Annotated in this window: 22 protein-coding genes; 18 read left to right on the top strand and 4 right to left on the bottom strand. The window is 62.9% G+C overall.

Annotated features, from left to right (window positions below; genetic code table 11):
- Positions 1-60: 60 nt before the first annotated feature.
- A complete protein-coding gene (locus AC1DYW_RS09470) occupies positions 61-786 on the top strand; it encodes a helix-turn-helix domain-containing protein (protein ID WP_477225952.1) in 726 nt (241 codons plus the stop codon).
- On the opposite strand, the gene AC1DYW_RS09465 is transcribed toward AC1DYW_RS09470, so the two are convergent.
- Genes AC1DYW_RS09465 through AC1DYW_RS09450 form a run of 4 tightly spaced genes read right to left on the bottom strand, consistent with a single transcriptional unit; the run spans position 783 to position 4,566 of the window.
- The gene (locus tag AC1DYW_RS09465; protein ID WP_477225951.1) at positions 783-1,823 is read right to left on the bottom strand and encodes a heme-dependent oxidative N-demethylase family protein; all 1,041 of its coding nucleotides are present in this window, start codon (positions 1,821-1,823) and stop codon (positions 783-785) included. The genes AC1DYW_RS09470 and AC1DYW_RS09465 overlap by 4 nt on opposite strands.
- Positions 1,824-1,832: 9 nt before the next feature.
- Entirely contained in the window at positions 1,833-2,798 is a 966-nt protein-coding gene (locus tag AC1DYW_RS09460) for a PDR/VanB family oxidoreductase (RefSeq protein ID WP_477225950.1), read from the bottom strand.
- The gene (locus tag AC1DYW_RS09455) at positions 2,795-3,391 is read right to left on the bottom strand and encodes a dimethylamine monooxygenase subunit DmmA family protein (protein WP_477225949.1); all 597 of its coding nucleotides are present in this window, start codon (positions 3,389-3,391) and stop codon (positions 2,795-2,797) included. Before AC1DYW_RS09455 ends, AC1DYW_RS09460 begins: the two co-directional genes overlap by 4 nt.
- Before the next feature lie 41 nt (positions 3,392-3,432).
- Complete coding sequence (locus AC1DYW_RS09450) at positions 3,433-4,566, bottom strand: aminomethyl transferase family protein (RefSeq protein ID WP_457153357.1); 1,134 nt, start codon at positions 4,564-4,566, stop codon at positions 3,433-3,435.
- 287 nt (positions 4,567-4,853) lie between these two features.
- Here AC1DYW_RS09450 and AC1DYW_RS09445 point away from each other — a divergent pair, with 287 nt between their 5' ends.
- From AC1DYW_RS09445 to AC1DYW_RS09365, 17 genes are all read left to right on the top strand, one after another.
- Positions 4,854-5,141 carry a hypothetical protein gene (locus tag AC1DYW_RS09445; RefSeq protein WP_095088227.1) on the top strand — a complete coding sequence of 96 codons (288 nt, stop codon included), beginning with the start codon at positions 4,854-4,856 and terminating at the stop codon, positions 5,139-5,141.
- 13 nt (positions 5,142-5,154) lie between these two features.
- Complete coding sequence (locus AC1DYW_RS09440) at positions 5,155-5,532, top strand: hypothetical protein (RefSeq protein WP_095088224.1); 378 nt, start codon at positions 5,155-5,157, stop codon at positions 5,530-5,532.
- Between the two features lie 30 nt (positions 5,533-5,562).
- On the top strand, positions 5,563-5,724 hold the full coding sequence (locus tag AC1DYW_RS09435) for a hypothetical protein (RefSeq protein WP_095088222.1): 162 nt from the start codon (positions 5,563-5,565) through the stop codon (positions 5,722-5,724).
- A 14-nt stretch (positions 5,725-5,738) separates the two neighbouring features.
- A complete protein-coding gene (locus AC1DYW_RS09430) occupies positions 5,739-7,133 on the top strand; it encodes an APC family permease (RefSeq protein WP_095088220.1) in 1,395 nt (464 codons plus the stop codon).
- A 45-nt stretch (positions 7,134-7,178) separates the two neighbouring features.
- The gene (locus AC1DYW_RS09425) at positions 7,179-7,868 is read left to right on the top strand and encodes a hypothetical protein (RefSeq protein WP_477225948.1); all 690 of its coding nucleotides are present in this window, start codon (positions 7,179-7,181) and stop codon (positions 7,866-7,868) included.
- Positions 7,865-8,194 carry a hypothetical protein gene (locus AC1DYW_RS09420; protein WP_477225947.1) on the top strand — a complete coding sequence of 110 codons (330 nt, stop codon included), beginning with the start codon at positions 7,865-7,867 and terminating at the stop codon, positions 8,192-8,194. Before AC1DYW_RS09425 ends, AC1DYW_RS09420 begins: the two co-directional genes overlap by 4 nt.
- Before the next feature lie 85 nt (positions 8,195-8,279).
- Complete coding sequence (locus tag AC1DYW_RS09415) at positions 8,280-9,176, top strand: class II glutamine amidotransferase (protein WP_477225946.1); 897 nt, start codon at positions 8,280-8,282, stop codon at positions 9,174-9,176.
- A gap of 4 nt (positions 9,177-9,180) precedes the next feature.
- Positions 9,181-9,912 (top strand): GltB/FmdC/FwdC-like GXGXG domain-containing protein, encoded by a 732-nt coding sequence (locus AC1DYW_RS09410; protein ID WP_095088211.1) that lies wholly within the window; start codon positions 9,181-9,183, stop codon positions 9,910-9,912.
- A gap of 6 nt (positions 9,913-9,918) precedes the next feature.
- Positions 9,919-11,247 (top strand): FMN-binding glutamate synthase family protein, encoded by a 1,329-nt coding sequence (locus AC1DYW_RS09405; RefSeq protein WP_027023053.1) that lies wholly within the window; start codon positions 9,919-9,921, stop codon positions 11,245-11,247.
- 64 nt (positions 11,248-11,311) lie between these two features.
- A complete protein-coding gene (gene glnT, locus AC1DYW_RS09400; RefSeq protein ID WP_095088209.1) occupies positions 11,312-12,619 on the top strand; it encodes a type III glutamate--ammonia ligase in 1,308 nt (435 codons plus the stop codon).
- Positions 12,620-12,654: 35 nt separating this feature from the next.
- Positions 12,655-13,908 (top strand): sarcosine oxidase subunit beta family protein, encoded by a 1,254-nt coding sequence (locus tag AC1DYW_RS09395; RefSeq protein ID WP_477225945.1) that lies wholly within the window; start codon positions 12,655-12,657, stop codon positions 13,906-13,908.
- Between the two features lie 14 nt (positions 13,909-13,922).
- Positions 13,923-14,198, top strand: a complete 276-nt coding sequence (locus tag AC1DYW_RS09390; protein WP_477225944.1) for a sarcosine oxidase subunit delta — start codon at positions 13,923-13,925, stop codon at positions 14,196-14,198.
- Positions 14,199-14,439: 241 nt separating this feature from the next.
- The gene (locus tag AC1DYW_RS09385; protein WP_477225943.1) at positions 14,440-17,421 is read left to right on the top strand and encodes a sarcosine oxidase subunit alpha; all 2,982 of its coding nucleotides are present in this window, start codon (positions 14,440-14,442) and stop codon (positions 17,419-17,421) included.
- On the top strand, positions 17,414-18,043 hold the full coding sequence (locus AC1DYW_RS09380; protein ID WP_477225942.1) for a sarcosine oxidase subunit gamma: 630 nt from the start codon (positions 17,414-17,416) through the stop codon (positions 18,041-18,043). Before AC1DYW_RS09385 ends, AC1DYW_RS09380 begins: the two co-directional genes overlap by 8 nt.
- A 129-nt stretch (positions 18,044-18,172) precedes the next feature.
- Positions 18,173-20,542, top strand: a complete 2,370-nt coding sequence (locus AC1DYW_RS09375; protein ID WP_477225941.1) for a DUF1989 domain-containing protein — start codon at positions 18,173-18,175, stop codon at positions 20,540-20,542.
- Positions 20,543-20,710: 168 nt separating this feature from the next.
- On the top strand, positions 20,711-21,040 hold the full coding sequence (locus tag AC1DYW_RS09370) for a hypothetical protein (RefSeq protein ID WP_457150325.1): 330 nt from the start codon (positions 20,711-20,713) through the stop codon (positions 21,038-21,040).
- Between the two features lie 718 nt (positions 21,041-21,758).
- Positions 21,759-23,468 carry an APC family permease gene (locus tag AC1DYW_RS09365; protein WP_477225940.1) on the top strand — a complete coding sequence of 570 codons (1,710 nt, stop codon included), beginning with the start codon at positions 21,759-21,761 and terminating at the stop codon, positions 23,466-23,468.
- Positions 23,469-23,501 lie beyond the last annotated feature (33 nt).

The raw sequence follows: 23,501 nt of genomic DNA, 5'->3' as shown, positions 1-23,501 counted from the left end.
TGTATCGGCACCTGACATGTTCACCTAGAGTGAAATAAATCCGCAGAGTCCGAGGGCGACATGGCGAACAAGATTTCCGATCCCAAGCTTGGTGCCGGCCCTGACGGCGCAAAGGCCAAGCCGCTGCCCAAGGTTTCGTCGGACGGCAAGACCATCCGGGCACCGCTGACGCAGAACCCGCACGCCATTCGCGACACCCGCGAAAAAGTGCTGGAGGTCGCGATCGGCCGCGAGGTGCGGGCGTTCCGCAAGAAGCTCGGCATCACCGTCGCCGATCTGGCGGTCGCCACCGACATTTCGCTGGGCATGCTGTCGAAGATCGAGAACGGCATCACCTCGCCGTCGCTGACCACCTTGCAGGCGCTGTCGCGGGCGCTCGGCGTTCCGGTCACCGCCTTCTTCCGCCGCTTCGAGGAGGAGCGCAGCGCCGTCTTCGTCAAGGCCGGCGAAGGGCTCGACGTCGAACGTCGCGGCACGCGCGCCGGTCACCAGTACAATCTGCTCGGCCATATCGGCTCCAACACCAGCGGCGTCGTCGTCGAACCCTATTTGATCACGCTGACCGAGGATTCGGACGTGTTCCCGACCTTCCAGCATGAGGGCATGGAGTTTCTCTATATGCTCGAAGGCGAGGTCGTCTACCGGCACGGCAGCAACCTCTATCCGATGAAGCCCGGCGACAGCCTGTTCTTCGACGCGGACGCGCCGCACGGGCCCGAACAGCTGACGCAGCTGCCGATGCGCTACCTCTCGATCATCTGCTATCCTCAGAACAGCGCGGGTTAGTCCGGCCCGAAGCCCGGCGATGTCGGGCTGCCGTCGTCGAGCTTCGACAGCCACTCGACCAGCGTCGGGCGATAGCGCGTCAGGCCCTTGTAGTTGGCGAGTTCGTCCGGAAGGTCTCGGATGACGCGGTGCAGGCGGCGTGCCCATTTCGGCTGCGTCACCAGTTCGTCCATCTTGATCAGATAGCAGCGAATCGGAAAGACGATGCCGTTCGAGCGCGGCAGCCGCCAGAAACTCTGCAACTCGACGCGCAGGTGCACCTTGTCGCCGACATTCTCCGGCGTCACCGTGGTGCGGTCCGGACCCCATTTGTGATAGTTCTCCGGGCTGGTATCGAGGCGCGGATTGATGGTCATCGTCCAGTTCAGACGCCGTGCCGGCTTGCCTTGCTGGATGTTGGTGAGGAATTTCAGCGCCCGGGTGAAAATCCCCTTCTCATGCGCCAGCGGCACCGGCGCGTGCCACTCGAAGAAGTTCATGCCGATGTCGAAATCGAGCGACCAGTCGGCCTGGGTGGTGACCATGCCGGCATCCATCCACAGATTGCCGTCGCGCTGGTCAAGGATGCAGAAATCGCCCTGGCTCTGCCGGGTGATGTACTCCATCGGCCCGTATGGGAGCGTCGAGGTGTCGCCGAAAGTGAAGGTGTCGTCGATGCCGAGCGGCCGGTTGATCCAGCGCCAGCGATCGCCGTCGCGGGTCAGCGTGAAATGCTCGGGATAGGCCAGCGCCTGCTGCTCCATCAGGAGTTCCAGCAGGTCCCAGCCGGCCAGCGTCATGTGCGGCAGCGACTGGCAGCGCAGCGGATCCTCGGCCAGCACCACCGCACGGTCCTGCATCTCGGCGACATAGTGCTCGTCGACGTCGATCAGGTTTTCCAGCACGCTGCCCTTGGGTCCCACGACATGCGGCTCGATGTTGACCGCATACATGTAGGCGTCTTCGTGGAACGGAAACGGGAAGCGCCGGATGTGCTCCGGGCTGTTCTTGAAGGTGAAATCGTCGCGGAAAGTTTCCTTGCGAAAAGTGATTCCCAAGCTCGCCTCCTATCTTTCCAACACCAGCGACCGGCCCTCGAAGCGCGACACGCACGGCATGATCTTGCAGCCCGAGCGGTGGTCTTCCTCGCTCAGCCAGTGGTCGTTGTGGATGAACTTGCCGTCATACGAGATGACATTGGTTTCGCACTGGCCGCAGACGCCGCCACGACAGAGATAGGGCGGATCGACGCCGGCTGCCTCGATCGCTTCGAGCAGGCTCTGCTGTTCATCGACCCTGATCGTCTTGCCAGTTACGGCAAGCGTCACGTCGAACGGCAGCCCGGGCTGGGGTGCCGCGAAATGCTCGAAATGAACGGTCTCCGACGGCCAGCCCAGGGTGGCGGCACGCTCACGCACCCAGTTGATCATGCCGGCCGGGCCGCAGACATAGAGATGCGTGCCGAGCGGTTGCGACGACAACAGCCGGTCGAGCTCGATGCGCTCGTCAAGGTCGTCATGATAGAGCCTGACCCGTCGGTCGTAGCGCTCGCATAGCAGATCGGCATAGGTGCCGAGCGAAGCGGTGCGGCAGGTGTAGTGCAGTTCGAAATTGCCGCCTTCCGCCGCCAACTGCGCGGTCTGCGCCATGAACGGCGTGATGCCGATGCCGCCGGCCAGCATCAGGTGCTTTTTGGCGCGGAGGTCGAGCGAAAACAAATTGACCGGATAGCTGACCACCATTTCATGGCCAGGCCGCACATTCCTGTGCATGAACAGCGAGCCGCCGCGGCCGACATCGTCGCGGCGCACGCTGATCGTGTATTCGCGCGTGTCGAGCGGCGAGCCCATCAGCGAATAGGGATTGAGCCGGGTGCGATCGCCGTCGCGCATCTCGACCACGACATGGGCGCCGCCGGAAAAGGTCGGCAAGAGCTGGCCGTCGCGGCGGCGGAAATGGAAGCGGGTGACCAGCTCATTGACCGGCACCACATCGCTGACCACGACATCGAGTTTTGTCGTTCCAGTGCTCATCGAAAAATCTCCTCCATCGGAGGAATCTCGCTGCGATCCTCGGCGTTGATGCAGACACCCTGGAACGCCGCGATGCGCCTGGAATAATGGTCGCGCACCAGGAGCAGCAGGCCGCAATGCGCGCAGGTCGCCGGCTGCGTCGTCACGTTCTCGGTGATGCCCTTGCAATGCACGCACTGCATGCGCCGTGCCAGCGAGCCGCGGTGCTCGGTCTGGATCGAGGTGTGATCGATGCCGGCTTCTAAGGCCACCTGCATCGCCTGGCCGATCAGGCCTTCGGTGCCGGAGAGATAGAGGCGCAGGCCCATATGCGCATTGGCCAGCGTCTGCCTGAGCCGCGGCAGCAGGCTGGCAAAGGACGGCGCCTCATGAAACTGCGCCGGCTTCAGCGCTTCGAGCGCTGCGGCATGCTTGCCGTCAGGGCCAGGGATGAAGACGATTTCGGCGCCGTCGAAAAACCCTGGCGGGGTCCGCTCGGCCATCTCCGCTATCGCCAGCGCGCCCTCCGCATCTGCAATGAAAAGATGGTGCTTGCCGGGCTGTGGAGACAGCGTTCCGTAAACGGGCCGGCTGATGATGCTTTTGGCTGCCATTTAAGTCTTCGTGCCTCGAACCCCTCGCTGTTGATTATGCCTCAACCTTTGGCCGTGCGCTTGGTCTTCTTGGGATCGTCGAAGGGGAGCGGCTGCGCCGTCGCCTTGATCGACCCGCTTTTGTTGCGGATCTCGAGCTTGGTGTCCTTGACCGCGCAGTCGACGTCGAGCCGGGCGATGCCCATCGACTTCTTGACCAGCGGCGAATACATCGCGCAGGTCACCACGCCGACCTTCTTGCCGTCGCGATAGACCGGCGCGCCCTCGTCGGCCGGCTCCTTGCCGTCGAGCAGAACGCCATAAATCTTGAAGCGTTCCTTGCCCTTGAGGCGGTAATGCTCCTCGGCGCCACGGAAGCCAGTCTTGCCGGGGCTGACGGTGAAGTCGAGGCCGAGCTCCCACAGCGTGTCGCCGGGACCTTCGTTGTCGAACGGGTATTTCTGCGAATTGTCGTAGGGATAGAACAAGAGGTAGCTTTCGACGCGCAGCATGTCGAGCGTGGTGAAGCGGCACGGAATGATGCCGGCGCTCTTGCCCTCGTCGAGAATCCTGTCCCAGATCGTGCCGGCATCCTGGCCACGGCAGAAGATCTCGTAGCCGCGCTCGCCGGTGTAGCCGGTGCGTGAAATCATCACCGGAAAGCCGAACAGCTGCGTTTGCATGTGATGGAAATAGTTGAGATCGCGAATAGCAGGCACATGCTTGGCCAGATAATCGACTGCGGTCGGTCCCTGCAGCGACAGGTCATGCAGATTGTCATCGAATCGCAAGGAGACGTCGCGCCCGACGGAAGCGCGCTGCAACTCCTCATGGCCGGTGCCGGAGCCATGCACGACCATCCAGGAATTCGGTCCGGTGCGGTAGAGGATGCAGTCGTCGGTGAACTTTCCCGCCTCGTTCAGCATGCAGGCATAGGCCGACTTGCCGGGATAGATCTTCTCGACGTCACGCGTGGTGGCCAAATCGATCAGGTGCGAGGCGTGTGGCCCGGTGATGTGGACCTTCTTGAGGCCCGAAACATCCATCAGCCCGGCCTTGGTGCGGATGGCGACGTACTCTTCGTCGGCGTCCTTGTCGTAGGTCCAGGCAGTCCCCATGCCGCTCCAGTCTTCGAGCTTCGAACCAAGGGCGCGATGGCGATCCGCCAGGGTCGAAAATCTCCAGGATGCCGTCATCCGCTCGTCCTCCGTTTCGAAAAATCGTTTGCTGTTCCCTGCCCCCTGCACAGTGGCGGGGGCTTTGGCCGAATATTGACCGCAAACATTCGGGCGCCGCAATACCCATAAGCAATTAATTTCATTGTCAGGCAAAATCCGTCGCACGAAGCAAACGGTTAACCCAACGTAAAATCGGCTTGACAATTGCGGAAATCGGACGGAATTTATGAAAAAAATTTCACTCTCTTGAAAGAGGGCGACGCGCGGTGGATTCGGAACCGTGCGTCGGAAAAAGGGGAAAACCGATGTCAGACATGCAGCAGCGCATTGAAGCGCTGTATCGTTCCGACGTGCGCGGATCCGTGCTCCTGATCGTCTGCCTGTGGGCGACGATCCTCTTCGTCCTCCTCATGACGTGGCCATACATCCCCGATAGCGGCATCAAGGTCGTCGTCGCGATCGCGGCGGCCGCCGTGCTGATCTTCAACACGGCCGCCATCCTGGCGATGGTCAAGCACTACAAGGAAGACAAGGACTTCATCTACGGGCTCGACATCAAGAACGCCGACGCGTTCCGCAACCGCAAGTCCTGAAGGGGTAGAAGATATGTCGCGCTACAAACCGCCGGAGCAGAGCAAGGCCGGACAGATTTTCGATATCGTCGTCGTTGTCGTCGCCATCTTCGTCGCCCTGTGGCTGCCGCTGAAACTCGGGCTGGCGGGTGCGGCGAAATCGATCGACGCACTTGATACCAAGACCTGGGAGGCGCTCGGCCAGAACGCGACCATGGCCTCGATCTGGGAAAAGCTCGGCTACACGCCCGAGACCGCGCACGACATCATCCGGAACCGCTTCCACTATGTCATCGACTGGCCAACGCTGATCATCATGGCCGCGGTGCTTATCGGTTATTTCGTCTTCCTGTTCCGCGCCTCCGACCGCGAATATCGCGAAGTCATCAACGAAAAGTTCGACGACAAGTAAAAACTTTCCACGAACAATCGGGGGACGATCATGTGGATGGCACTCTCCTACGCATGCTGGGGCATCTCGATCGTGCTTGCCCTGTGGATGCTCTACGACTGGTTCAAGGTCGACACGACCTTCTCAGAAGAGGTGCTGACCTCGTCGCGCGAAGGCGAATTGGAAGCCGTTTCCGAAAAACACCGGATTTGAGTGGGGATTGAACAATGACGATCACACTTGAACCGGTAATCCACGGGGACAGGGTCTCACTGCTGCGCGTGCTCGGCCCGGCCCATGTCTGGGCGCTCGGAGTCGGCATCGTGCTGGTCGGCGAATTCACCGGCTGGAATTTCGCCGCCGACAAGGGCGGCGCACTCGCCGCGCTGATCGTCTGCTGGCTCGTCGGACTGCTCTACACCTCGGTCGCGATGATCGATTCCGAGGTGACATCGACCGTCGCCGCCGCCGGCGGCCAGTATGCGCAGGCAAAGCACATTGTCGGGCCGCTGATGGCCTTCAATGTCGCCCTGTTCCTGGTCTTTGCCTACACCATGCTCGAAGTGTCCGACGCCATCCTGCTCGGCGACACCATCGTCGCCAAGGCGGGGGTCGAAGGGCTCACCCACAATTCCTTCATCGCCGCCACCATCGTGGTGCTGGCATGGCTGAACTATCGCGGCGTGCTGATGACGCTCAACGTCAACTTCGTCATCACCGCAATCGCCTACATCTCGATCGTCATCCTGTTTTTCTCGGTCAGCCCGTGGACGCAGGGCGCCGTGCTGAAGCTCAACGAACTGGTCACACCCGACAACGCCCTGCCCTATGGCTGGATCGGCGTCATCGCCGCCTTCCAGTTCGGCATCTGGTACTATCTCGGCATCGAGGGCACGACGCAGGCGGCCGAGGAAGTGCGCTCGCCTGCCCGCTCGCTGCCCTACGGCACGATGGCCGGCATGATCACGCTTTTGATCGCCGCCGCCATGACCTGGTATGTCTGCGCCTCGATGATGCCGTGGGAATATCTGGGCATCACCTATTACCCGCTGTGGGACGCCGGCAAGCTGACCGGCAGCCCGTTGCTTGAGAACCTGTTGTTCATCGCGACGCTGCTTGCCGCGCTGGCCTCCGCCAATGGCTGCATCAACGATGCGGCGCGCGCCTGGTTCTCGCTCGGCCGCGACCGCTACCTGCCGACATGGTTCTCGGCCGTGCATCCGAAATACCGCACGCCCTATCGCTCGATCCTGTTCCTGCTGCCGATCGCGCTGGCCTTCGCCTTCATCGCCGACCTCAACCAGGCGATCACCTTCTCGATCCTGTCGGGCGTGCTGCAATACACGTTCATGAGCATCAACATCGTCATGTTCAGGAAGAAATGGCCGCTCGGCTCGATCCGCCGCGGCTATACGCATCCGTTCCATCCTCTGCCGGCGATTGTGCTATTCTGCCTGTGCGTGGTGACCTTCTTCGCCATCTTCCTCGGCTTCGGCTCACAGCTGATCGCCATGGTCGCCTTCTATTTCCTGATCTCGCTATGGTTCCATTTCTACCGCTACAAGTTCGTGCGGCGCGGCGATCAGTTCACCATGCCGTGGCCGAAGCCGCAGGGTTATTGATGGGAGTAGGCCCGTCCGTAACCTGGACGGGCCTGGCATGACAAAATGTCCGAGGTGACGTCAGCACTCTTTGCGGGGGCAATTGTCCTGGCCCTCGTCCTTCATCTTGCCTGGCTGGCGCGCGCCAGCCGCAACAGGGCATCAGCGGCGCTCGCCATCGACCATGCCAGCGTTCGTACCGTCATTGCCGACGCTGCCGATGTTTCGGACGGCACCGCTGGTGTCATCACATGGGAAGGTTCCTGGAAGGGCCGACGCGTCCAGGTGCGCACAATCGTCGACACGCTGGCAACACGAAAACTTCCGGCACGTTGGCTGAGCGTCTCGATCACCGAGCCCGTGTCGGTGCCCGGCACCTTCGACATGATGATGCGGCCGGGCTCGCCGACGACCTTCTCCAATTTCGATCATCTCGACCATACGCTGCCGAAGGCTCCGGGATTTCCAGCCGAGGCAGTGCTGCGCACCGACCGCAGGGGCGCGCGTTTTCCTCAAGGTATCATCGCCAGCCATGTCGAGATTTTCTCCGAAGGGCGCGCCAAGGAACTGCTGATCACGCCCAAGGGCATACGCATCGTCTGGCTGCTGGCCGAGGCGGAGCGGGCACGCTACGGCGTGTTCCGGCAAGCCGAATTTGGGGATGCGACACTCGATCCAAAGCTGATCGAAAGACTGCTGGTGTCGGTGTCGGCACTTCGCGACGCCATCAACAAAAGCGATCGGCAGGCCGCATGACCAGTTCCGTCACTACCCCCGCCCCTCCCAACCCGTATCTGGTGCTGGGCGCGGCAATCGTGCTGCCGGCGAGCGGACATGTCATTCTGGGCGTGCCGGTGCGCGGCCTGCAATTTCTTTTCTTCATGGTGATCCTGGCATGGGTCACCGCCAAGATCGCGCCGCCGGACGCCAGCTTCGTCGGCCGTCATGCCGGCGGTTTCCTGATTTATGCGTTGTCGATCCTCGACGCCTACAGGATAGCCCGCATCCGCACCGCCAAATGGGTTCACAAGCTCCGGCGAGACAATGATGGTGGGCAGAGCGGCATTGAGAAACATACGTAACTGGAGGAATATTTTTTTCATACGATTGAATTCAGGAGACTCATTCGGTACATCATCTCAGAGCTGCAAACACCGGGAGGCTGACATGTGTGGAATTGTCGGACTGTTTTTGAAGGACAAGTCGCTGGAACCCCAGCTTGGCTCGATGCTGTCGCAGATGCTGATCTCGCTCAGCGATCGCGGTCCGGACAGCGCCGGCATCGCCATCTATGGCGCGCCTTCCAGGAATGAGGCCAAGATCACCATCCAGTCGGCCAAGCCGGAACGCGATTTCCGCGGCCTCGATGCCGAACTCGCCAAGGCCATCGGCACGCCGGTGACGATCACTGTCAAATCGACCCATGCGGTCGTCAGGACCACGCCTGCCAAGATCGACGAGGCGCGCGAGGCGATCCAGGCGCTGCGCCCAGACATCCGCATCATGGGCGCCGGCGACGTGGTCGAAATCTACAAGGAGGTCGGCCTGCCGGAGGCGGTGGTCGACCGCTTCGATGTCCGCAGCATGACCGGCACGCATGGCATCGGCCATACCCGCATGGCGACGGAATCGGCGGTGACGACGATGGGCGCGCATCCGTTCTCGACCGGGGCCGACCAGTGCCTGGTGCACAATGGTTCGCTGTCCAACCACAACAATGTCCGCCGCGAACTGATCCGCGAAGGCATGACCTTCGAGACCGAAAACGACACCGAGGTCGCGGCCGCCTATCTCTCCTCGCAGATGGCGCATGGCAAGAATCTCGGCGAAGCGCTGGAGGGCACGCTCTCCGACCTCGACGGCTTCTTTACCTTTGTCGTCGGTACCAAGAACGGCTTTGGCGTGGTGCGCGATCCGATCGCCTGCAAGCCCGCCGTGATGGCCGAGACCGACCAGTATGTCGCCTTCGGCTCGGAGTATCGCGCGCTGACCAAACTGCCCGGCATAGACAATGCGAGGGTCTGGGAACCCGAGCCCGCAACCGTCTATTTCTGGGAGCATTGAGTTCATGCCGGCAACCAAACTTTCAAAGACGGCGGCGCACGACCACGCTTCCCGGGTCTTCGACCTCGACCAGATGTCGTTGCGCGAGCTCAACCAGGCCCTGCATAATCTGGCGCCCGGCTCGAACGAGACGGCGTGGGAAGTGCTCAACCCGAAAGGCAACCATTCGGTCGCCGTCGGCGTCGACCAGCCTGTTACCATCGATGTGCGCGGCAGCGTCGGCTATTATTGCGGCGGCATGAATTCCGGCAGCGCCATCACCGTGCATGGCTCGGCCGGGCCCGGCGTCGGCGAGAACATGATGTCGGGTTCGATCACCGTCAAGGGCGATGCCAGCCAGTATGCCGGCGCCACCGGCAAAGGTGGCCTGCTGGTCATCGAAGGCAATGCGTCGTCGCGTTGCGGCATTTCGATGAAGGGCATCGACATCGTCGTGCACGGCAATATCGGCCACATGTCGGCCTTCATGGCGCAGTCCGGCAATCTGGTGGTGCTGGGCGATGCCGGCGATGCGCTGGGCGATTCCATCTACGAGGCGCGACTGTTCGTGCGCGGAAAGGTCGACAGCCTCGGTGCCGATTGCATCGCCAAGGAGATGCGGGCCGAACACCTGGAGTTGCTGCAAGGCCTGCTCGACCGTGCCGGCGTCACCGGCGTCAAGCCGTCGGACTTCAAGCGCTACGGCTCGGCGCGCACGCTCTACAATTTCAATATCGACAACGCCGACGCGTATTGAGGCAGCATGACCTACAGGAACCCGCCGACGACGCCGCGCAAATCTGCGACCTTCGACGACTACACGCTTTCTGAAATCCGCCGCGCCGCGGCGACGGGGATCTACGATATCCGTGGCGCCGGCGCCAAGCGCAAGCTGCCGCATTTCGACGACCTGCTGTTCCTCGGTGCTTCGATTTCGCGCTATCCACTGGAAGGCTATCGCGAGCGCTGCGACACCAGCGTCGTGCTCGGTTCACGCCATGCCAAGAAGCCGATCGAACTCAAGATCCCGATCACCGTCGCCGGCATGAGCTTCGGCTCGCTGTCCGGCCCGGCCAAGGAAGCACTCGGACGCGGCGCAACGCTGTCGGGCACCTCGACCACCACAGGCGATGGCGGCATGACCGAGGAAGAGCGCGGCCATTCTAAGACGCTGGTCTACCAATACCTGCCGTCGCGCTACGGCATGAACCTGCGCGATCTGCGCCGTGCCGATGCCATCGAAGTCGTCGTCGGCCAGGGCGCCAAGCCCGGCGGCGGCGGCATGCTGCTTGGCCAGAAGATTTCCGACCGCGTCGCCGAAATGCGCACGCTGCCGAAAGGCATCGACCAGCGCTCTGCCTCGCGCCACCCCGACTGGACCGGGCCCGACGATCTCGAGATCAAGATCCTCGAACTGCGCGAAATCACCGACTGGGAAAAGCCGATCTACGTCAAGGTGGGCGGCGCCCGGCCCTATTACGATACGGCGCTTGCCGTGAAAGCCGGCGCCGATGTCGTCGTCGTCGACGGCATGCAGGGCGGTACGGCGGCCACGCAGGAAGTGTTCATCGAAAACGTCGGCCAGCCGACGCTTGCCTGCATCAGGCCGGCGGTGCAGGCACTGCAGGATCTCGGCATGCACCGCAAGGTGCAGCTGATCGTCTCCGGCGGCATCCGCAACGGCGCCGATGTCGCCAAGGCATTGGCGCTGGGCGTCGATGCGGTCTCGATCGGCACGGCTGCCCTTGTCGCGCTCGGCGACAACGACCCACGCTGGGAGGCCGAGTATAACGAGCTCGGCACCACGGCGGGCGCCTATGACGACTGGCACGAGGGCCGCGACCCGGCCGGCATCACCACGCAGGACCCGGAACTGATGAAGCGCGTCGACCCGGTCGCCGCCGGGCGCCGGCTGGCGAACTACCTCAAGGTGATGACACTGGAAGCTCAGACTATCGCCCGCGCGTGCGGCAAGAACAGCCTGCACAATCTCGAACCCGAGGACCTCGTCGCGCTGACGATCGAGGCCGCCGCCATGGCCGGCGTGCCGCTGGCCGGCACCAACTGGATACCGGGGAAGAACGGCTTCTGATCAACGAAGGGCCGAAGCCCACACGCTCTGGGGCCACCAATCGACAAAAAAATGGGGAACTTCCGTGACAGCTGATCTTGCAGAATTCGCAAGGGCGAAAAACGTCAAATATTTCATGATTTCCTACACCGACCTGTTCGGTGGCCAGCGTGCCAAGCTGGTGCCGGCGCAGGCCATCGCCGACATGCAGAAGGACGGCGCCGGCTTTGCCGGGTTCGCCACATGGCTCGATCTGACCCCGGCCCATCCCGATATGCTGGCGGTGCCGGACCCGAATTCGGTGATCCAGCTGCCGTGGAAGCCGGAAGTCGCGTGGGTCGCCGCCAACTGCATCATGGACGACAAGGAGGTCGACCAGGCGCCGCGCAACACGCTGAAGCGACTGATCGCCGAGGCGGCCAGCGACGGCATGCACGTCAAGACCGGCGTCGAGGCCGAGTTCTTCCTGATCTCGCCGGACGGCAAGACGATTTCCGACGAATACGACACGGCGTCGAAGCCCTGCTACGACCAGCAGGCGGTGATGCGCCGCTACGATGTCATCGCCGAGATCTGCGACCACATGCTGGCGCTTGGCTGGGGCGCCTACCAGAACGACCACGAGGATGCCAACGGCCAGTTCGAGATGAACTGGGCCTTCGACGATGCGCTGGCCACCGCAGACAAGCATTCCTTCTTCAAATTCATGGTCAAGTCGATCGCGGAAAAGCATGGCCTGCGCGCGACATTCATGCCGAAGCCCTTCCAGGGCCTGACCGGCAATGGCTGCCATGCGCATATCTCGGTGTGGGACAAGGCCGGCAAGACCAACGTCTTTGCCGACAATGCGATGGAACTCGGCCTGTCGGCCAAGGGCAAGAATTTCCTCGGCGGCATCATGAAGCATGCATCCGCGCTTGCCGCGATCACCAACCCGACGGTCAATTCCTACAAGCGCATCAACGCACCGCGCACCATTTCGGGTGCGACCTGGGCGCCGAACACGGTGACCTGGACCGGCAACAACCGTACCCACATGGTGCGAGTGCCCGGCCCCGGCCGTTTCGAACTGCGCCTGCCCGACGGCGCGGCCAACCCCTATCTGCTGCAGGCGGTCATCATCGCCGCCGGCCTCGACGGCATCCGCTCGAAGGCCGACCCGGGCAAGCGCTACGACATCGACATGTACCAGCACGGCCATACGGTTAAGGGCGCGCCGAAGCTGCCGCTCAACCTGCTCGACGCGCTGCGCGAGTTCGACAAGGACAAATCGCTGAAGGCGGCGCTGGGTGAGGAATTCTCGTCGGCCTACCTAAAGCTGAAGCACCAGGAATGGAATTCCTATGCTTCGCACTTCACGCAATGGGAGCGCGACCACACGCTGGATATCTAACTCCCAGCGAATGCGAGCGACCTCGGAATGAACTGATGAAATACTCGATCTTCTCGCTCGCCCGCGCCGCCCTGTCCGGCCACAAGAACTGGCAGCGCACCTGGCGCGACGCCACGCCGAAGGATCGCTACGACGTGGTGATCATCGGCGGCGGCGGCCATGGCCTGGCCACCGCATGGTTCCTCGCCAGCGAGTACGGCATCAAGAATGTCGCCGTGCTGGAAAAAGGCTGGATCGGCTCCGGCAATGCCGGCCGCAACACCACCATCATCCGCTCCAATTACGGCCTGCCCGGCAACACCGGCTTCTACGAATTGTCGATGAAGCTGTGGGAGCGAATGGAGCAGGACCTCAACTACAACACGATGGTCAGCCAGCGCGGCGTCATCAACCTCTACCATTCCGACGCACAGCGCGACGCCTATGCGCGGCGCGGCAACACCATGCGCATCAATGGCATCGATGCCGAACTGCTCGACCTCGCCGCGGTCAAGAAGATGATCCCGTTCCTGAACTTCGACAATGCGCGCTTTCCCGTGCAAGGCGGGCTCTTGCAGCGGCGTGGCGGCACGGCGCGCCACGATGCCGTGGTCTGGGGCTATGCCCATGCGGCGAGCGCGCTCGGCGTCGACATCATCCAGAACTGCGAGGTGACCGGCTTTACCCGCGACGCCAACGGCAAGGTGACCGGCGTCGAGACCTCGCGCGGCAAGATCGGCGCCGGCAAGGTCGGCATGGCGGTCGCCGGCAGTTCCTCGCGCGTCGCGGCGATGGCGGGCCTGCGCCTGCCGATCGAAAGCCATGTGCTGCAGGCCTTCGTCTCCGAAGCGATCAAGCCGCTGATCCCCGGTGTCATGACCTTCGGTGCCGGCCATTTCTACGTCAGCCAGTCGGACAAGGGCGGGCTGGTCTTCGGCGGCGACATCGACGGCTACAATTCCTACGCCCAGCGCGGCAACATGCCTGTGATGGAGGATGTCTGCGAGGGCGGCATGGCGCTGATGCCGATGATCGGCCGCGTGCGCCTGCTGCGCCAGTGGGGCGGCATCATGGACATGTCGATGGACGGGTCGCCGATCATCGACAAGACGCCAGTCGACGGGCTCTACCTCAACGCCGGCTGGTGCTATGGCGGCTTCAAGGCGACGCCGGGATCAGGCTTTGTCTTTGCCCACCTGCTGGCCCGCGATCAATCGCACGAGGAAGCCGTGCGGTTCCGCCTCGACCGCTTCCGGACTGGCGCGATGATCGACGAAAAGGGCCAGGGCGCCCAACCGAACCTGCACTGAGGACGGACGGAACCATGCGCATTGTCTGTCCCTTCTGCGGCGAACGCGAACTCGGCGAATTCACCTATCTTGGCGACGCCAAACCGGTGCGGCCGGCGGCCGGCGCTTCGGAAGACGAAGTCTTCGACTATGTCTATCTGCGCGACAATGTCGCCGGCGAGACCAGCGAACACTGGTACCATGGCGGCGGCTGCCGGACCTGGCTGAAGATCGCCCGCAACACGCTGACGCACGAGATTTCTTCGGTTGAGCCGGCGGCGGGTGCCGGGGCTAGGCAGGCCGCGAAATGAATTCTTCTGTTCAGGTCAGCGCCGCCCCTCACCTGCCTGCCGGCATCCTCTCCCCGTATAGCGACGGGGAGAGGGAGGCTGGCCGCAACCTCGGCGCCCTTTCTGCAACGTCGATGATTGGCGAAATCTTCGGCGGCGGCGTCCTTCTCCCCGTCACTATACGGGGAGAAGTGCCCGGCAGGGCGATGAGGGGCAGCGCAACCCCCTCGCGTTTCATCGAACTCACGGAAGGCCGGCACTCGTGACGTTCAGCCAATCCCATCGCCTCACGTCCGGCGGCCTCATCGACCGCTCTGCGCCGCTGAATTTTCGTTTCGACGGCAAGATTTTCTCAGGCTTCCAGGGCGACACGCTCGCCTCGGCGCTGATCGCCAATGGCGTCAAGCTGGTCGGCCGCTCGTTCAAATATCATCGCCCGCGCGGCATCCTCACCGCTGGCTCGGAAGAGCCGAACGCGCTGGTCGAATTGCGCACCGGTGCGCGGCGCGAACCGAACACCAAGGCGACCACGGCCGAGCTCTATGAAGGGCTAGAGGCCGCCAGCCAGAACCGCTGGCCATCGCTGCGCCACGATGCGATGTCGGTCAACCAGCTGTTCGCGCCGATCTTCGTCGCCGGCTTCTACTACAAGACCTTCATGTGGCCGGCGAAATTCTGGGAAGCGATCTACGAACCGGCGATCCGCCGTGCCGCCGGACTTGGCCGCGCCGCGGGCGTAGCCGATCCCGACCATTATGACAAAGCGTGGGCCCATTGCGATGTGCTGATCGCCGGCTCGGGCCCGGCCGGACTGGCCGCGGCCTTGGCAGCCGGACGCTCGGGGGGCCGTGTCATCCTGTGCGAGGAGGATTTTTCGCCGGGCGGGCGCCTTTTGTCGGATAGCGGCACGATCGATGGCCTGCCGGCAGCCGAATGGCTTTCGCGGACGCTGGCTGAGCTCGCTACCCTGCCAGACGTCCGCATCATGACACGCACGACGCTGTTCGGGGTCTATGACGGCGGCACCTATGGCGCCATCGAGCGGGTCAACGACCATCTGCCCTCGCCGCCGGAGCACCAGGTGCGCCAGCGGCTGTGGCGGATCGTGGCCAGCCGCTGCGTGGTCGCGGCCGGCGCCATCGAACGGCCGATCGTCTTTGCCGGCAACGACACGCCTGGCGTGATGATGGCCTCCGCCATGCGCACCTATGTGGCGCGCTATGCGGCAACGCCGGCCAAACGCATCGCGCTGTTCACCAACAATGAGAATGGCTGGCGCACGGTCGAGATCGCACTCGGCGCCGGGTTGCAGATCGCGGCGGTCATCGACGCGCGGCCTGACGTATCGCCCGCCCATCGTTCGCTGGCGTCCAAGGGTGGCTTCCCGGTGCTGCACGGTTCGGTCAGTGGGGTCGATGGCGGCAAGGATGGCGTCAAAAAGATCGCTGTGTCACTCACCGGTGGCGCGCGCGCCGAGGTCGAAGCCGACGGGCTTGCCGTTTCCGGCGGCTGGAACCCGGCTGTCGGGCTGACCTCCTATCATCGCGGCCGGCCGAAATGGCTGGATGACATCGCCGCCTTCGTGCCGGATGGCGCGCCTCCCGGAATGGTGGCCGTGGGCGCCGCCAACGGCGCCTTCGGGCTCGGCGCCTGCCTGGCTCAAGGCTTTGCCGCGGGTAGCGCAGCCGCGCATGACACCGGGCACAGCGGCAAGGCAGGCACGGCCCCTGTCGCCGACGACGAGGCGTTCTCGCTCACGCCGCTCTGGCACGTTGCCGGCAAGGGCAAGGCCTTCGTCGATTACCAGCACGACGTCACCGCCTCCGACATCGAACTGGCGCAGCGCGAAGGCTTTGAATCGGTCGAGCATCTGAAGCGCTACACGACGCTCGGCATGGCGACCGACCAGGGCAAGACCTCCAATGTCGCCGGTCTCGCCATCATGGCTGCGGTCAGCGGCCGGTCCATTCCCGAGACCGGCACGACGATCTACCGTCCTCCTTACGTGCCCGTCGCCATCGGCGCCTTTGCCGGCCATCATCGCGACGAGACGTTCCATGCGACGCGGCTGACGCCGTCGCATCACTGGGCCGCCGAACAGGGCGCTGTCTTCGTCGACACCGGACTGTGGAAGCGCGCGCAATGGTATCCGCGCGCCGGCGAGAAGGACTGGCTGGAATCGGTAACCCGCGAGGTCAAGGCGGTGCGCGGCGGCGTCGGCTTCTGCGATGTCTCGACGCTCGGCAAGATCGACGTGCACGGCCCGGATGCCGGCGCCTTCCTCGACCGGGTCTATATCAACACCTTCTCCAATCTCGCCGTCGGCAAGGCCCGCTACGGGCTGATGCTGCGCGAGGACGGTATGGTCTATGACGACGGCACCACGTCGCGGCTGGCCGAGGATCATTATTTCCTGACCACCACGACGGCCAAGGCCGGACTGGTGATGCAGCATCTCGAATTCTGCCGGCAGGTGCTGTTCAGCGAATTCGACGTGCAACTGACTTCGGTCTCGGACCAGTGGGCACAGTTCTCGATCGCCGGGCCGAAGACCCGTGACCTGCTCAAGGAGATTGTCGATCCGGCGGAAGACCTTTCCAATGAAGGTTTCCCGTTCATGGGCGCGCGCGAAGTCCGCTTGCGCGGCGGCATCAAGGCGCGGCTGTTCCGCATCTCGTTCTCCGGCGAGATGGCGTTCGAGATTTCGGTGCCGGCACGCTTTGGCGATGCCATGGCGCGCAATCTGATGCTGGCCGGCGCGCCATTCGGCGTCACGCCTTACGGCACCGAGGCGCTCGGCGTTATGCGGGTTGAAAAGGGTCACATCGCCGGACCGGAACTGAGCGGTACGACGACGGCGGCGGATCTTGGTCTCGGCAAGATGATGTCGACCAAAAAGGATTTCATTGGCCGCGTCATGGCCGGGCGCGAGGTGCTGGTTGCACCGGACCGTCAGGTCGTGGTCGGCATCAAGCCGGTCGACAAGGCGCGCAGGCTGCGCTCCGGCGCGCATATCATTCCGAAGGGGCAGACACCTGGCCCGGGCAACGACCAGGGCTATGTCACCTCGGTCTGCTTCTCGCCGACAGCAGACCAATGGATCGGGCTCGGCCTGGTCGAGCGCGGCCGCGAACGCGTCGGCGAGATCGTCCGTGCACACGATCCGCTGCGCGGTGAGGACTACGACGTCGAACTGTGCAATCCCGTCTTCTACGATCCGGATGGAGGGCGCCAGCGTGGCTGAGTTTTCCTGGGCTTCCCGCAGTCCGCTCGATCATGCGCTTGTCACCGGCGCGCATGGCGCACGCGGCATCGAGGCCGGCGTCTCGCTGACGGAAATCCGCAATTTCGACCTGATCCAGGTGATGGCGCGGCGCGGAAAAGCGGCCGAACTGGCGCGGGCGGCCAACGGCCGTTTCGGCGTGGCGGCTCCCAATGCGCCGAAGGCGGTGCAAAGCCAGGACGCCACGCTGATCTGGTCCGGGCCGGATCAGTTCTTCATCCTGTCGAAGGGCGGCAAGCACACGATGGACACGCTGGCGCCGGCATTGTCCGGCCCTGCCTCCCTGTCCGACCAGTCGCATGCGCGCGCCCTGGTCAGCATTTCCGGGGCCAGGGCCCGCACCATGCTGGCCAAGTTGTCGTCGATTGACCTGCACCCGTCGGCATTCCCGATTGGCGCTGCCGCCGCAACTTCGATCGATCACACCAGCGTCACGCTCTGGCGCGGCGGCGATCGGCCGGATGGGCAGGCCGTGTTCAACCTGCTGGTGTTTGCGACCTTCGCCGGAAGCCTGTGGCACACTATGCTCGACGCGGCGGCTGAGTACGGCGTGACGATCGCGCATTCGGAGGAGTTGGCGTAGCGCGGAACAGACAAGAAAGGCCACCTTCGCTTGCCAAATCCGGCCTTGCTGCCTATTCTTCCTGCTAAAATAATTTCACGTACAGGCAAACTTGTTTCTCGAACCGATGTCTCGAAACGCAAGGCTGAGATGAGCCAGTCGCCCTACCCTGCCGTCGCTGCCGGACCACCACGGCCGAGCCTCATCCTGAGGCCCGGCCAGATCGCGCTGCCGCCGGGCATGGAGCGCTATACCATCCAGGGCAACGGCGCCGTTCTCATCGAAGTCGAAGCCGGCGATACCCTGACGGTTCGCAATGTCGAAGGCGGCCAGGCATGCGAGCTGCTGGCGTGGGACAGGAGCGGCGTGACCGACCCCGGCATTTTCGGCGAAACATCGAACAGCAATGCTGCCGGCATCAAGGCGCTTTTGGCCGAGGGTGACGACAGTCTTGGCGCGTTGCGGCGCGGGCTTGCGCGGCGGCAGGTGCAGTTGGATCAGGCCAAGGCAGTGCGTGTTTTCGGCGGCGCTACGCCGGCCGGCACCGAGCAGGGTTTCAATGTCGTGCGCGACGGCGCGATGGTCATCGCCGCGCCCGGCGGGCCGATGCTGGTCGATGGCCACGACACGGCGACGCCGCTCGGCGTTATCGTCCGGCGCGCCACGATCCGTCCGGCGGCGAAATCGCAATTGGCCGACCCGCTCGCCGAGCCGGTGCTCGACCTGCGCGTCCACTCGGCGACGGCGGAATCCTACTTCGTCAAGGCCGGCGACTATCTGCAGATCATCGACGTCGACGGGCGCCAATGCACCGACTTCCAGTGCTTTTCGGCACGCAAGCTGGACAAGGGTCGCGACCATCCGCTCGACGTGACGACGACCCGCACCTTGATGGGCGCGAGCTATCCGATGCCTGGCCTGCATTCGAAATACTACGATCAGGACATGGAGCCGCTGGTCGAGGTGGTGCAGGACACGTGCGGCCGGCACGATGCCTTCGCGCTCGCCTGCGCGGCCAAATACTACGACGACATCGGCTATCCCGGCCACACCAACTGCTCCGAGAATTTCAATCGCGCGCTGTCGGATAAGGGCGTCACGCCACGTGCCGGCTGGATGGCGATCAACTTCTTCTTCAATACGGCGATCGACGCGCATGGCGTCATGGTGTCGGACGAGCCGTGGTCGCGGCCGGGCGACTATGTGCTGCTCAAGGCGCTGACCGACATCGTCTGCGTTTCCTCGGCCTGCCCCGACGACACGACGCCGGCCAATGGCTGGAACCTGACCGACATCCATGTGCGCACCTATTCCGGCCAGCACAAATTTTCGCGAGCGATCGCCAGACGCATGACGCCTGATTCGGAACCGAAAATGACCCGCGAGACCTCCTTTCATTCGAGCTTTGCCAAGCACACCCGCAACTTCGTCGAGTACAGGGGCTACTGGCTGGCCAATTCCTTCGCCAGGCAAGGCCCCATCGACGAATACTGGGCCTGCCGGCAGGATGCCGTGATCATGGACCTGTCGCCGCTGCGCAAGTTCGAGGTCACCGGGCCGGACTCGGAGGCGCTGCTGCAATACACCCTGACCCGCGACGTCAAGAAGCTTGGCGTCGGCCAGGTCGTCTATTCCGCCATGTGCTACGAGCATGGCGGTATGATCGACGACGGCACGCTGTTGCGGCTCGGCAAGGACAATTTCCGCTGGGTCGGCGGCGACGATCTGTCCGGCGAATGGTTGCGCGAAACGGCGAAAAAGCTCGGCCTCAACGTGCTGGTGCGCTCGTCGACCGACCAGATGCACAATATCGCCGTGCAGGGCCCGAAGAGCCGCGACATCCTGAGGGAGGTGATCTGGACCTCACCGCTACAGCCGTCGATCGAGGAGCTCGAATGGTTCCGTTTCGCCGTCGCCCGCATCGGTGGCGGCAACGGCATCCCGGTCGTCGTCTCGCGCACCGGCTACACCGGCGAGCTTGGCTACGAGATCTGGTGCCATCCGCGTGACGCCGAAAAAGTGTTCGATGCGATCTGGGAGGCCGGCCAGCCGCACGGGCTGAAGCCGATGGGGCTGCAGGCGCTCGACATGGTGCGCATCGAGGCCGGACTGATCTTCGCCGGCTACGAATTTTCGGACCAGACCGACCCGTTCGAGGCCGGCATCGGCTTCACCGTGCCGTTGAAGAGCAAGACCGACGATTTCATCGGCCGCGAGGCGCTGATCCGGCGCAAGGACAACCCGCAGACAAAACTGGTCGGCCTCGACATCGACGCCAATGTCGATGTCGGCCATGGCGATTGCGTGCATGTCGGCCGCGCCCAGATCGGCGTGGTCACGTCAGGCATGCGCTCGCCGGTGCTGAACAAGAATATCGCGCTGGCGCGGCTCGACGTCACCCACGCTGCGATCGGCACCGAGGTCGAGATCGGCAAGCTCGACGGCCATGCCAAACGGCTGCCGGCGCGGGTCGTCGCCTTTGCCCATTACGATCCGCAGAAGACCAAACCCCGCTCCTGACCGCGCTTCACTCGCAAGACATTGAAAGCTGCGCCGGGCAGTCAGAGCGATCGCCGTGGTTGGAGGTTGTGGGTCAGTTGAAGGAAGCCGAGACGCGACCCTTGCAAAAGGCGTCTTGGAGAATAGGGCGGCATTGGACATATTGTTTCGTCATGCTAATTCAGTTAGATGTTTTTTCTGATCTTGTCTTTTGTAGCAGTCGCCATCCCGTATGGCCTTGAACGACTCTATTTTGCGAGAAACTTTGGGTTCTTTGCAGTTCTATTCTGGCTGTTTGTCTTTCAATTTGGCGTTTTATTCGGCTGTGAAATCATCCTTGAAAATCACCTAGGCCAATCGTTGCCCAATTGGGTTAGAACACTCGGCTTTGCGATTGGAGCATTCGCCTACATGACGATTGGCATGACGTCTTTCGCTGCCGTCGTAGCCGCATTGGGATTCGGGACAGTGATCGCAGCCAGCTGGTTCTTGAGAAAGCTAGGGGAAAATTCAAACTGAGACATTCCCGGACGTCGGCGTGTCTAAGACGCTCTGGTCGACGGAAGACCTTTGCGAGAAAGTGGACGCAGTTGCGCGAAGCCAGGCAAGCGCGGCCCTTACAAAAAGGGAATGGTCAACGCTAATGCCGACGCAGGAAGCTAGCGATGGGGAGTGGAAGCGCTGCGACGAGTGCCGCAGCAATTATCGTGCTTCGTCCTCCGCAATGGCATTTCTTTGTCCCGAGTGCGCTCACGTTATCTATGGATATGAAAACTGCCACCACGAGTTCGACGGAACTCGCTGCAAGCTTTGCGGTTGGAATGGTCGACGTTCGCGCTACGTGCGATCCCTGCTTGGAAATGGCGACTAGTCGTCGTCATTTCAAACTGAGAGACACTACCCGATCGACAAGTGCCGGCAGTTGTGCTGTCGATTTGGGCATGGTGCTGATTTGCGCCGCGACCCGCTTCAGGCGGGTTTTTCATTTCAGGCCCTGGTCCTTCTTTCGAACAATCCCGCCCGCAGCAGTGCGAAGCTGACATGTTTCGCAAGCGTGATGTGCATGGTTTCACAAAACGCTTGACGTGAAAGCGCGCCGGATCAATCTTCACTGCTAAGAAAAAAATGCGACTGAGTGGAAACACCGGCAGCCGCTCAATGCATGCGTCGATGACGAAGCCTCGCGAAGTCGCGGCCGTCACGGACGGGGAACATCAAAAAAGGGGAACCCACACACATGAGCACGATAAGCACTACGCTGGAGCCGCTTGCCGAGAGCAAGCTGCACCGGAATATCGACTGGCGCGGCGCCTTCTGGGTGGCCAGCGGAGTCCCTGCCCTTGTCCTGTTTTCGATCGGCGGCATTGCCGGCACGACCGGCACGCTGGCCTTCGCGATCTGGATCGCCTCCATGATCATGGGCTTCCTGCAATCCTTCACCTATGCCGAGATCGCCGGCCTGTTCCCGAACAAATCGGGCGGCGCCTCGATCTATGGCGCCACCGCCTGGCTGCGCTATTCCAAGTTCATCGCGCCGCTGTCGGTGTGGTGCAACTGGTTCGCCTGGTCGCCAGTGCTGTCGCTCGGCTGCTCGATCGCTGCCGCCTATATCCTCAACGCGCTGGCGCCGGTGCCGCTGTTCACCGAAACCTCGCCCGATGTCGTCGCCTATATCGCGGCCCATGCCGGCACCAGTGCCGCCGACGCGATCACGGCGGTGACCGCTGCCGCAACGCCGGCGATCCGCAACTGGACGCTGTACAGCCACACGCTCGGCCCGGTCTCCTTTACCTTAAATGCCACCTTCTTCATCGGCGCGGTGCTGATGCTGATCATCTTCTCGATCCAGCATCGCGGCATTCTGGGCACCGCCAATGTGCAGAAATATATCGGCCTGCTGGTCATCATCCCGATGCTGATCGTCGGCGTCGTGCCGATTTTCACCGGCCAGATCAACTGGGCGAATTTTTCGCCGCTGGTGCCGCTGGCGGCCGCCTACGCGCCGGAGCCCGGCGCCTGGAACATCGCCGGCTGGACGCTCGTGCTCGGCGGCATGTTCATCGCCGCCTGGTCGACCTACGGTTTCGAGACCGCCGTCTGCTACACCTCCGAATTCAAGAACCCCGGCACCGACACGTTCAAGGCCATCTTCTATTCCGGCCTGCTCTGCATGCTGCTGTTCATCCTGGTGCCGTTCACCTTCCAGGGCGTGCTCGGCTTGAACGGAATGCTGGCCACCCCGATCGTCGACGGCTCCGGTGTCGCCGATGCGCTGGCCGGCATGGTCGGTGGCGGAGCGCTGATCCACAGCCTACTGGTGATGCTGATGATCCTGGCTCTGGTGCTGTGCATCATGACGGCGATGGCGGGTTCTTCGCGCACGCTCTACCAGGGCTCGGTCGACGGCTGGCTGCCGCGCTATCTCAGCCACGTCAACGAGCATGGCGCACCGACACGGGCCATGTGGACCGACCTTTGCTTCAACCTGATCGTGCTGGCCATCGCTTCGGCCGACGCGACGAGCTTCTTCTTCATCCTCGCCGTGTCGAACTGCGGCTACATCATCTTCAACTTCCTCAACCTCAACGCGGGCTGGATCCATCGCATCGACAACGGCCACATCGCGCGGCCATGGAAGGCGCCGAGCTGGCTGCTCGGGGTCGGCGCCATCTTCGCCTATGTCAACGCGATCTTCATGGGCGCCGGCGCCAAGGTCTGGAACCCGATGGCACTGTGGGCCGGACTAATCACCGCGGCCTTGATCATCCCGGTGTTCTGTTTCCGCCACTACATCCAGGACGGCGGCAAGTTCCCCGACCATATGCTGGCCGACCTCGGCATGAGTTCGTCCGATCTGGCGGTCAAGAAGGCGGGCATGCTGCCCTACCTGACACTGGTCGCCGGCGTGGTGGTGATGCTGCTCGCCAACTGGTATTTCGTCATCTGACCTCGGAAATGAAAAGGATCGGGCGCGCTTCGG

The sequence above is a fragment of the Mesorhizobium sp. P2_D5 genome, assembly GCF_056404355.1.
Note: the sequence above shows the minus strand (reverse complement) of the source record. Positions and strands in the feature narration are given on the sequence as shown.

What these genes read in the sequence shown, in the direction of transcription:
- AC1DYW_RS09470 (WP_477225952.1), top strand. Translation starts at nt 61, where the DNA reads ATGGCGAACAAGATTTCCGATCCCAAGCTTGGTGCCGGCCCTGACGGC.
- AC1DYW_RS09460 (WP_477225950.1), bottom strand. Translation starts at nt 2,798, where the DNA reads ATGAGCACTGGAACGACAAAACTCGATGTCGTGGTCAGCGATGTGGTG.
- AC1DYW_RS09455 (WP_477225949.1), bottom strand. Translation starts at nt 3,391, where the DNA reads ATGGCAGCCAAAAGCATCATCAGCCGGCCCGTTTACGGAACGCTGTCT.
- AC1DYW_RS09450 (WP_457153357.1), bottom strand. Translation starts at nt 4,566, where the DNA reads ATGACGGCATCCTGGAGATTTTCGACCCTGGCGGATCGCCATCGCGCC.
- AC1DYW_RS09445 (WP_095088227.1), top strand. Translation starts at nt 4,854, where the DNA reads ATGTCAGACATGCAGCAGCGCATTGAAGCGCTGTATCGTTCCGACGTG.
- AC1DYW_RS09440 (WP_095088224.1), top strand. Translation starts at nt 5,155, where the DNA reads ATGTCGCGCTACAAACCGCCGGAGCAGAGCAAGGCCGGACAGATTTTC.
- AC1DYW_RS09435 (WP_095088222.1), top strand. Translation starts at nt 5,563, where the DNA reads ATGTGGATGGCACTCTCCTACGCATGCTGGGGCATCTCGATCGTGCTT.
- AC1DYW_RS09430 (WP_095088220.1), top strand. Translation starts at nt 5,739, where the DNA reads ATGACGATCACACTTGAACCGGTAATCCACGGGGACAGGGTCTCACTG.
- AC1DYW_RS09425 (WP_477225948.1), top strand. Translation starts at nt 7,179, where the DNA reads ATGTCCGAGGTGACGTCAGCACTCTTTGCGGGGGCAATTGTCCTGGCC.
- AC1DYW_RS09420 (WP_477225947.1), top strand. Translation starts at nt 7,865, where the DNA reads ATGACCAGTTCCGTCACTACCCCCGCCCCTCCCAACCCGTATCTGGTG.
- AC1DYW_RS09415 (WP_477225946.1), top strand. Translation starts at nt 8,280, where the DNA reads ATGTGTGGAATTGTCGGACTGTTTTTGAAGGACAAGTCGCTGGAACCC.
- AC1DYW_RS09410 (WP_095088211.1), top strand. Translation starts at nt 9,181, where the DNA reads ATGCCGGCAACCAAACTTTCAAAGACGGCGGCGCACGACCACGCTTCC.
- AC1DYW_RS09405 (WP_027023053.1), top strand. Translation starts at nt 9,919, where the DNA reads ATGACCTACAGGAACCCGCCGACGACGCCGCGCAAATCTGCGACCTTC.
- AC1DYW_RS09395 (WP_477225945.1), top strand. Translation starts at nt 12,655, where the DNA reads ATGAAATACTCGATCTTCTCGCTCGCCCGCGCCGCCCTGTCCGGCCAC.
- AC1DYW_RS09390 (WP_477225944.1), top strand. Translation starts at nt 13,923, where the DNA reads ATGCGCATTGTCTGTCCCTTCTGCGGCGAACGCGAACTCGGCGAATTC.
- AC1DYW_RS09375 (WP_477225941.1), top strand. Translation starts at nt 18,173, where the DNA reads ATGAGCCAGTCGCCCTACCCTGCCGTCGCTGCCGGACCACCACGGCCG.
- AC1DYW_RS09370 (WP_457150325.1), top strand. Translation starts at nt 20,711, where the DNA reads ATGTTTTTTCTGATCTTGTCTTTTGTAGCAGTCGCCATCCCGTATGGC.
- AC1DYW_RS09365 (WP_477225940.1), top strand. Translation starts at nt 21,759, where the DNA reads ATGAGCACGATAAGCACTACGCTGGAGCCGCTTGCCGAGAGCAAGCTG.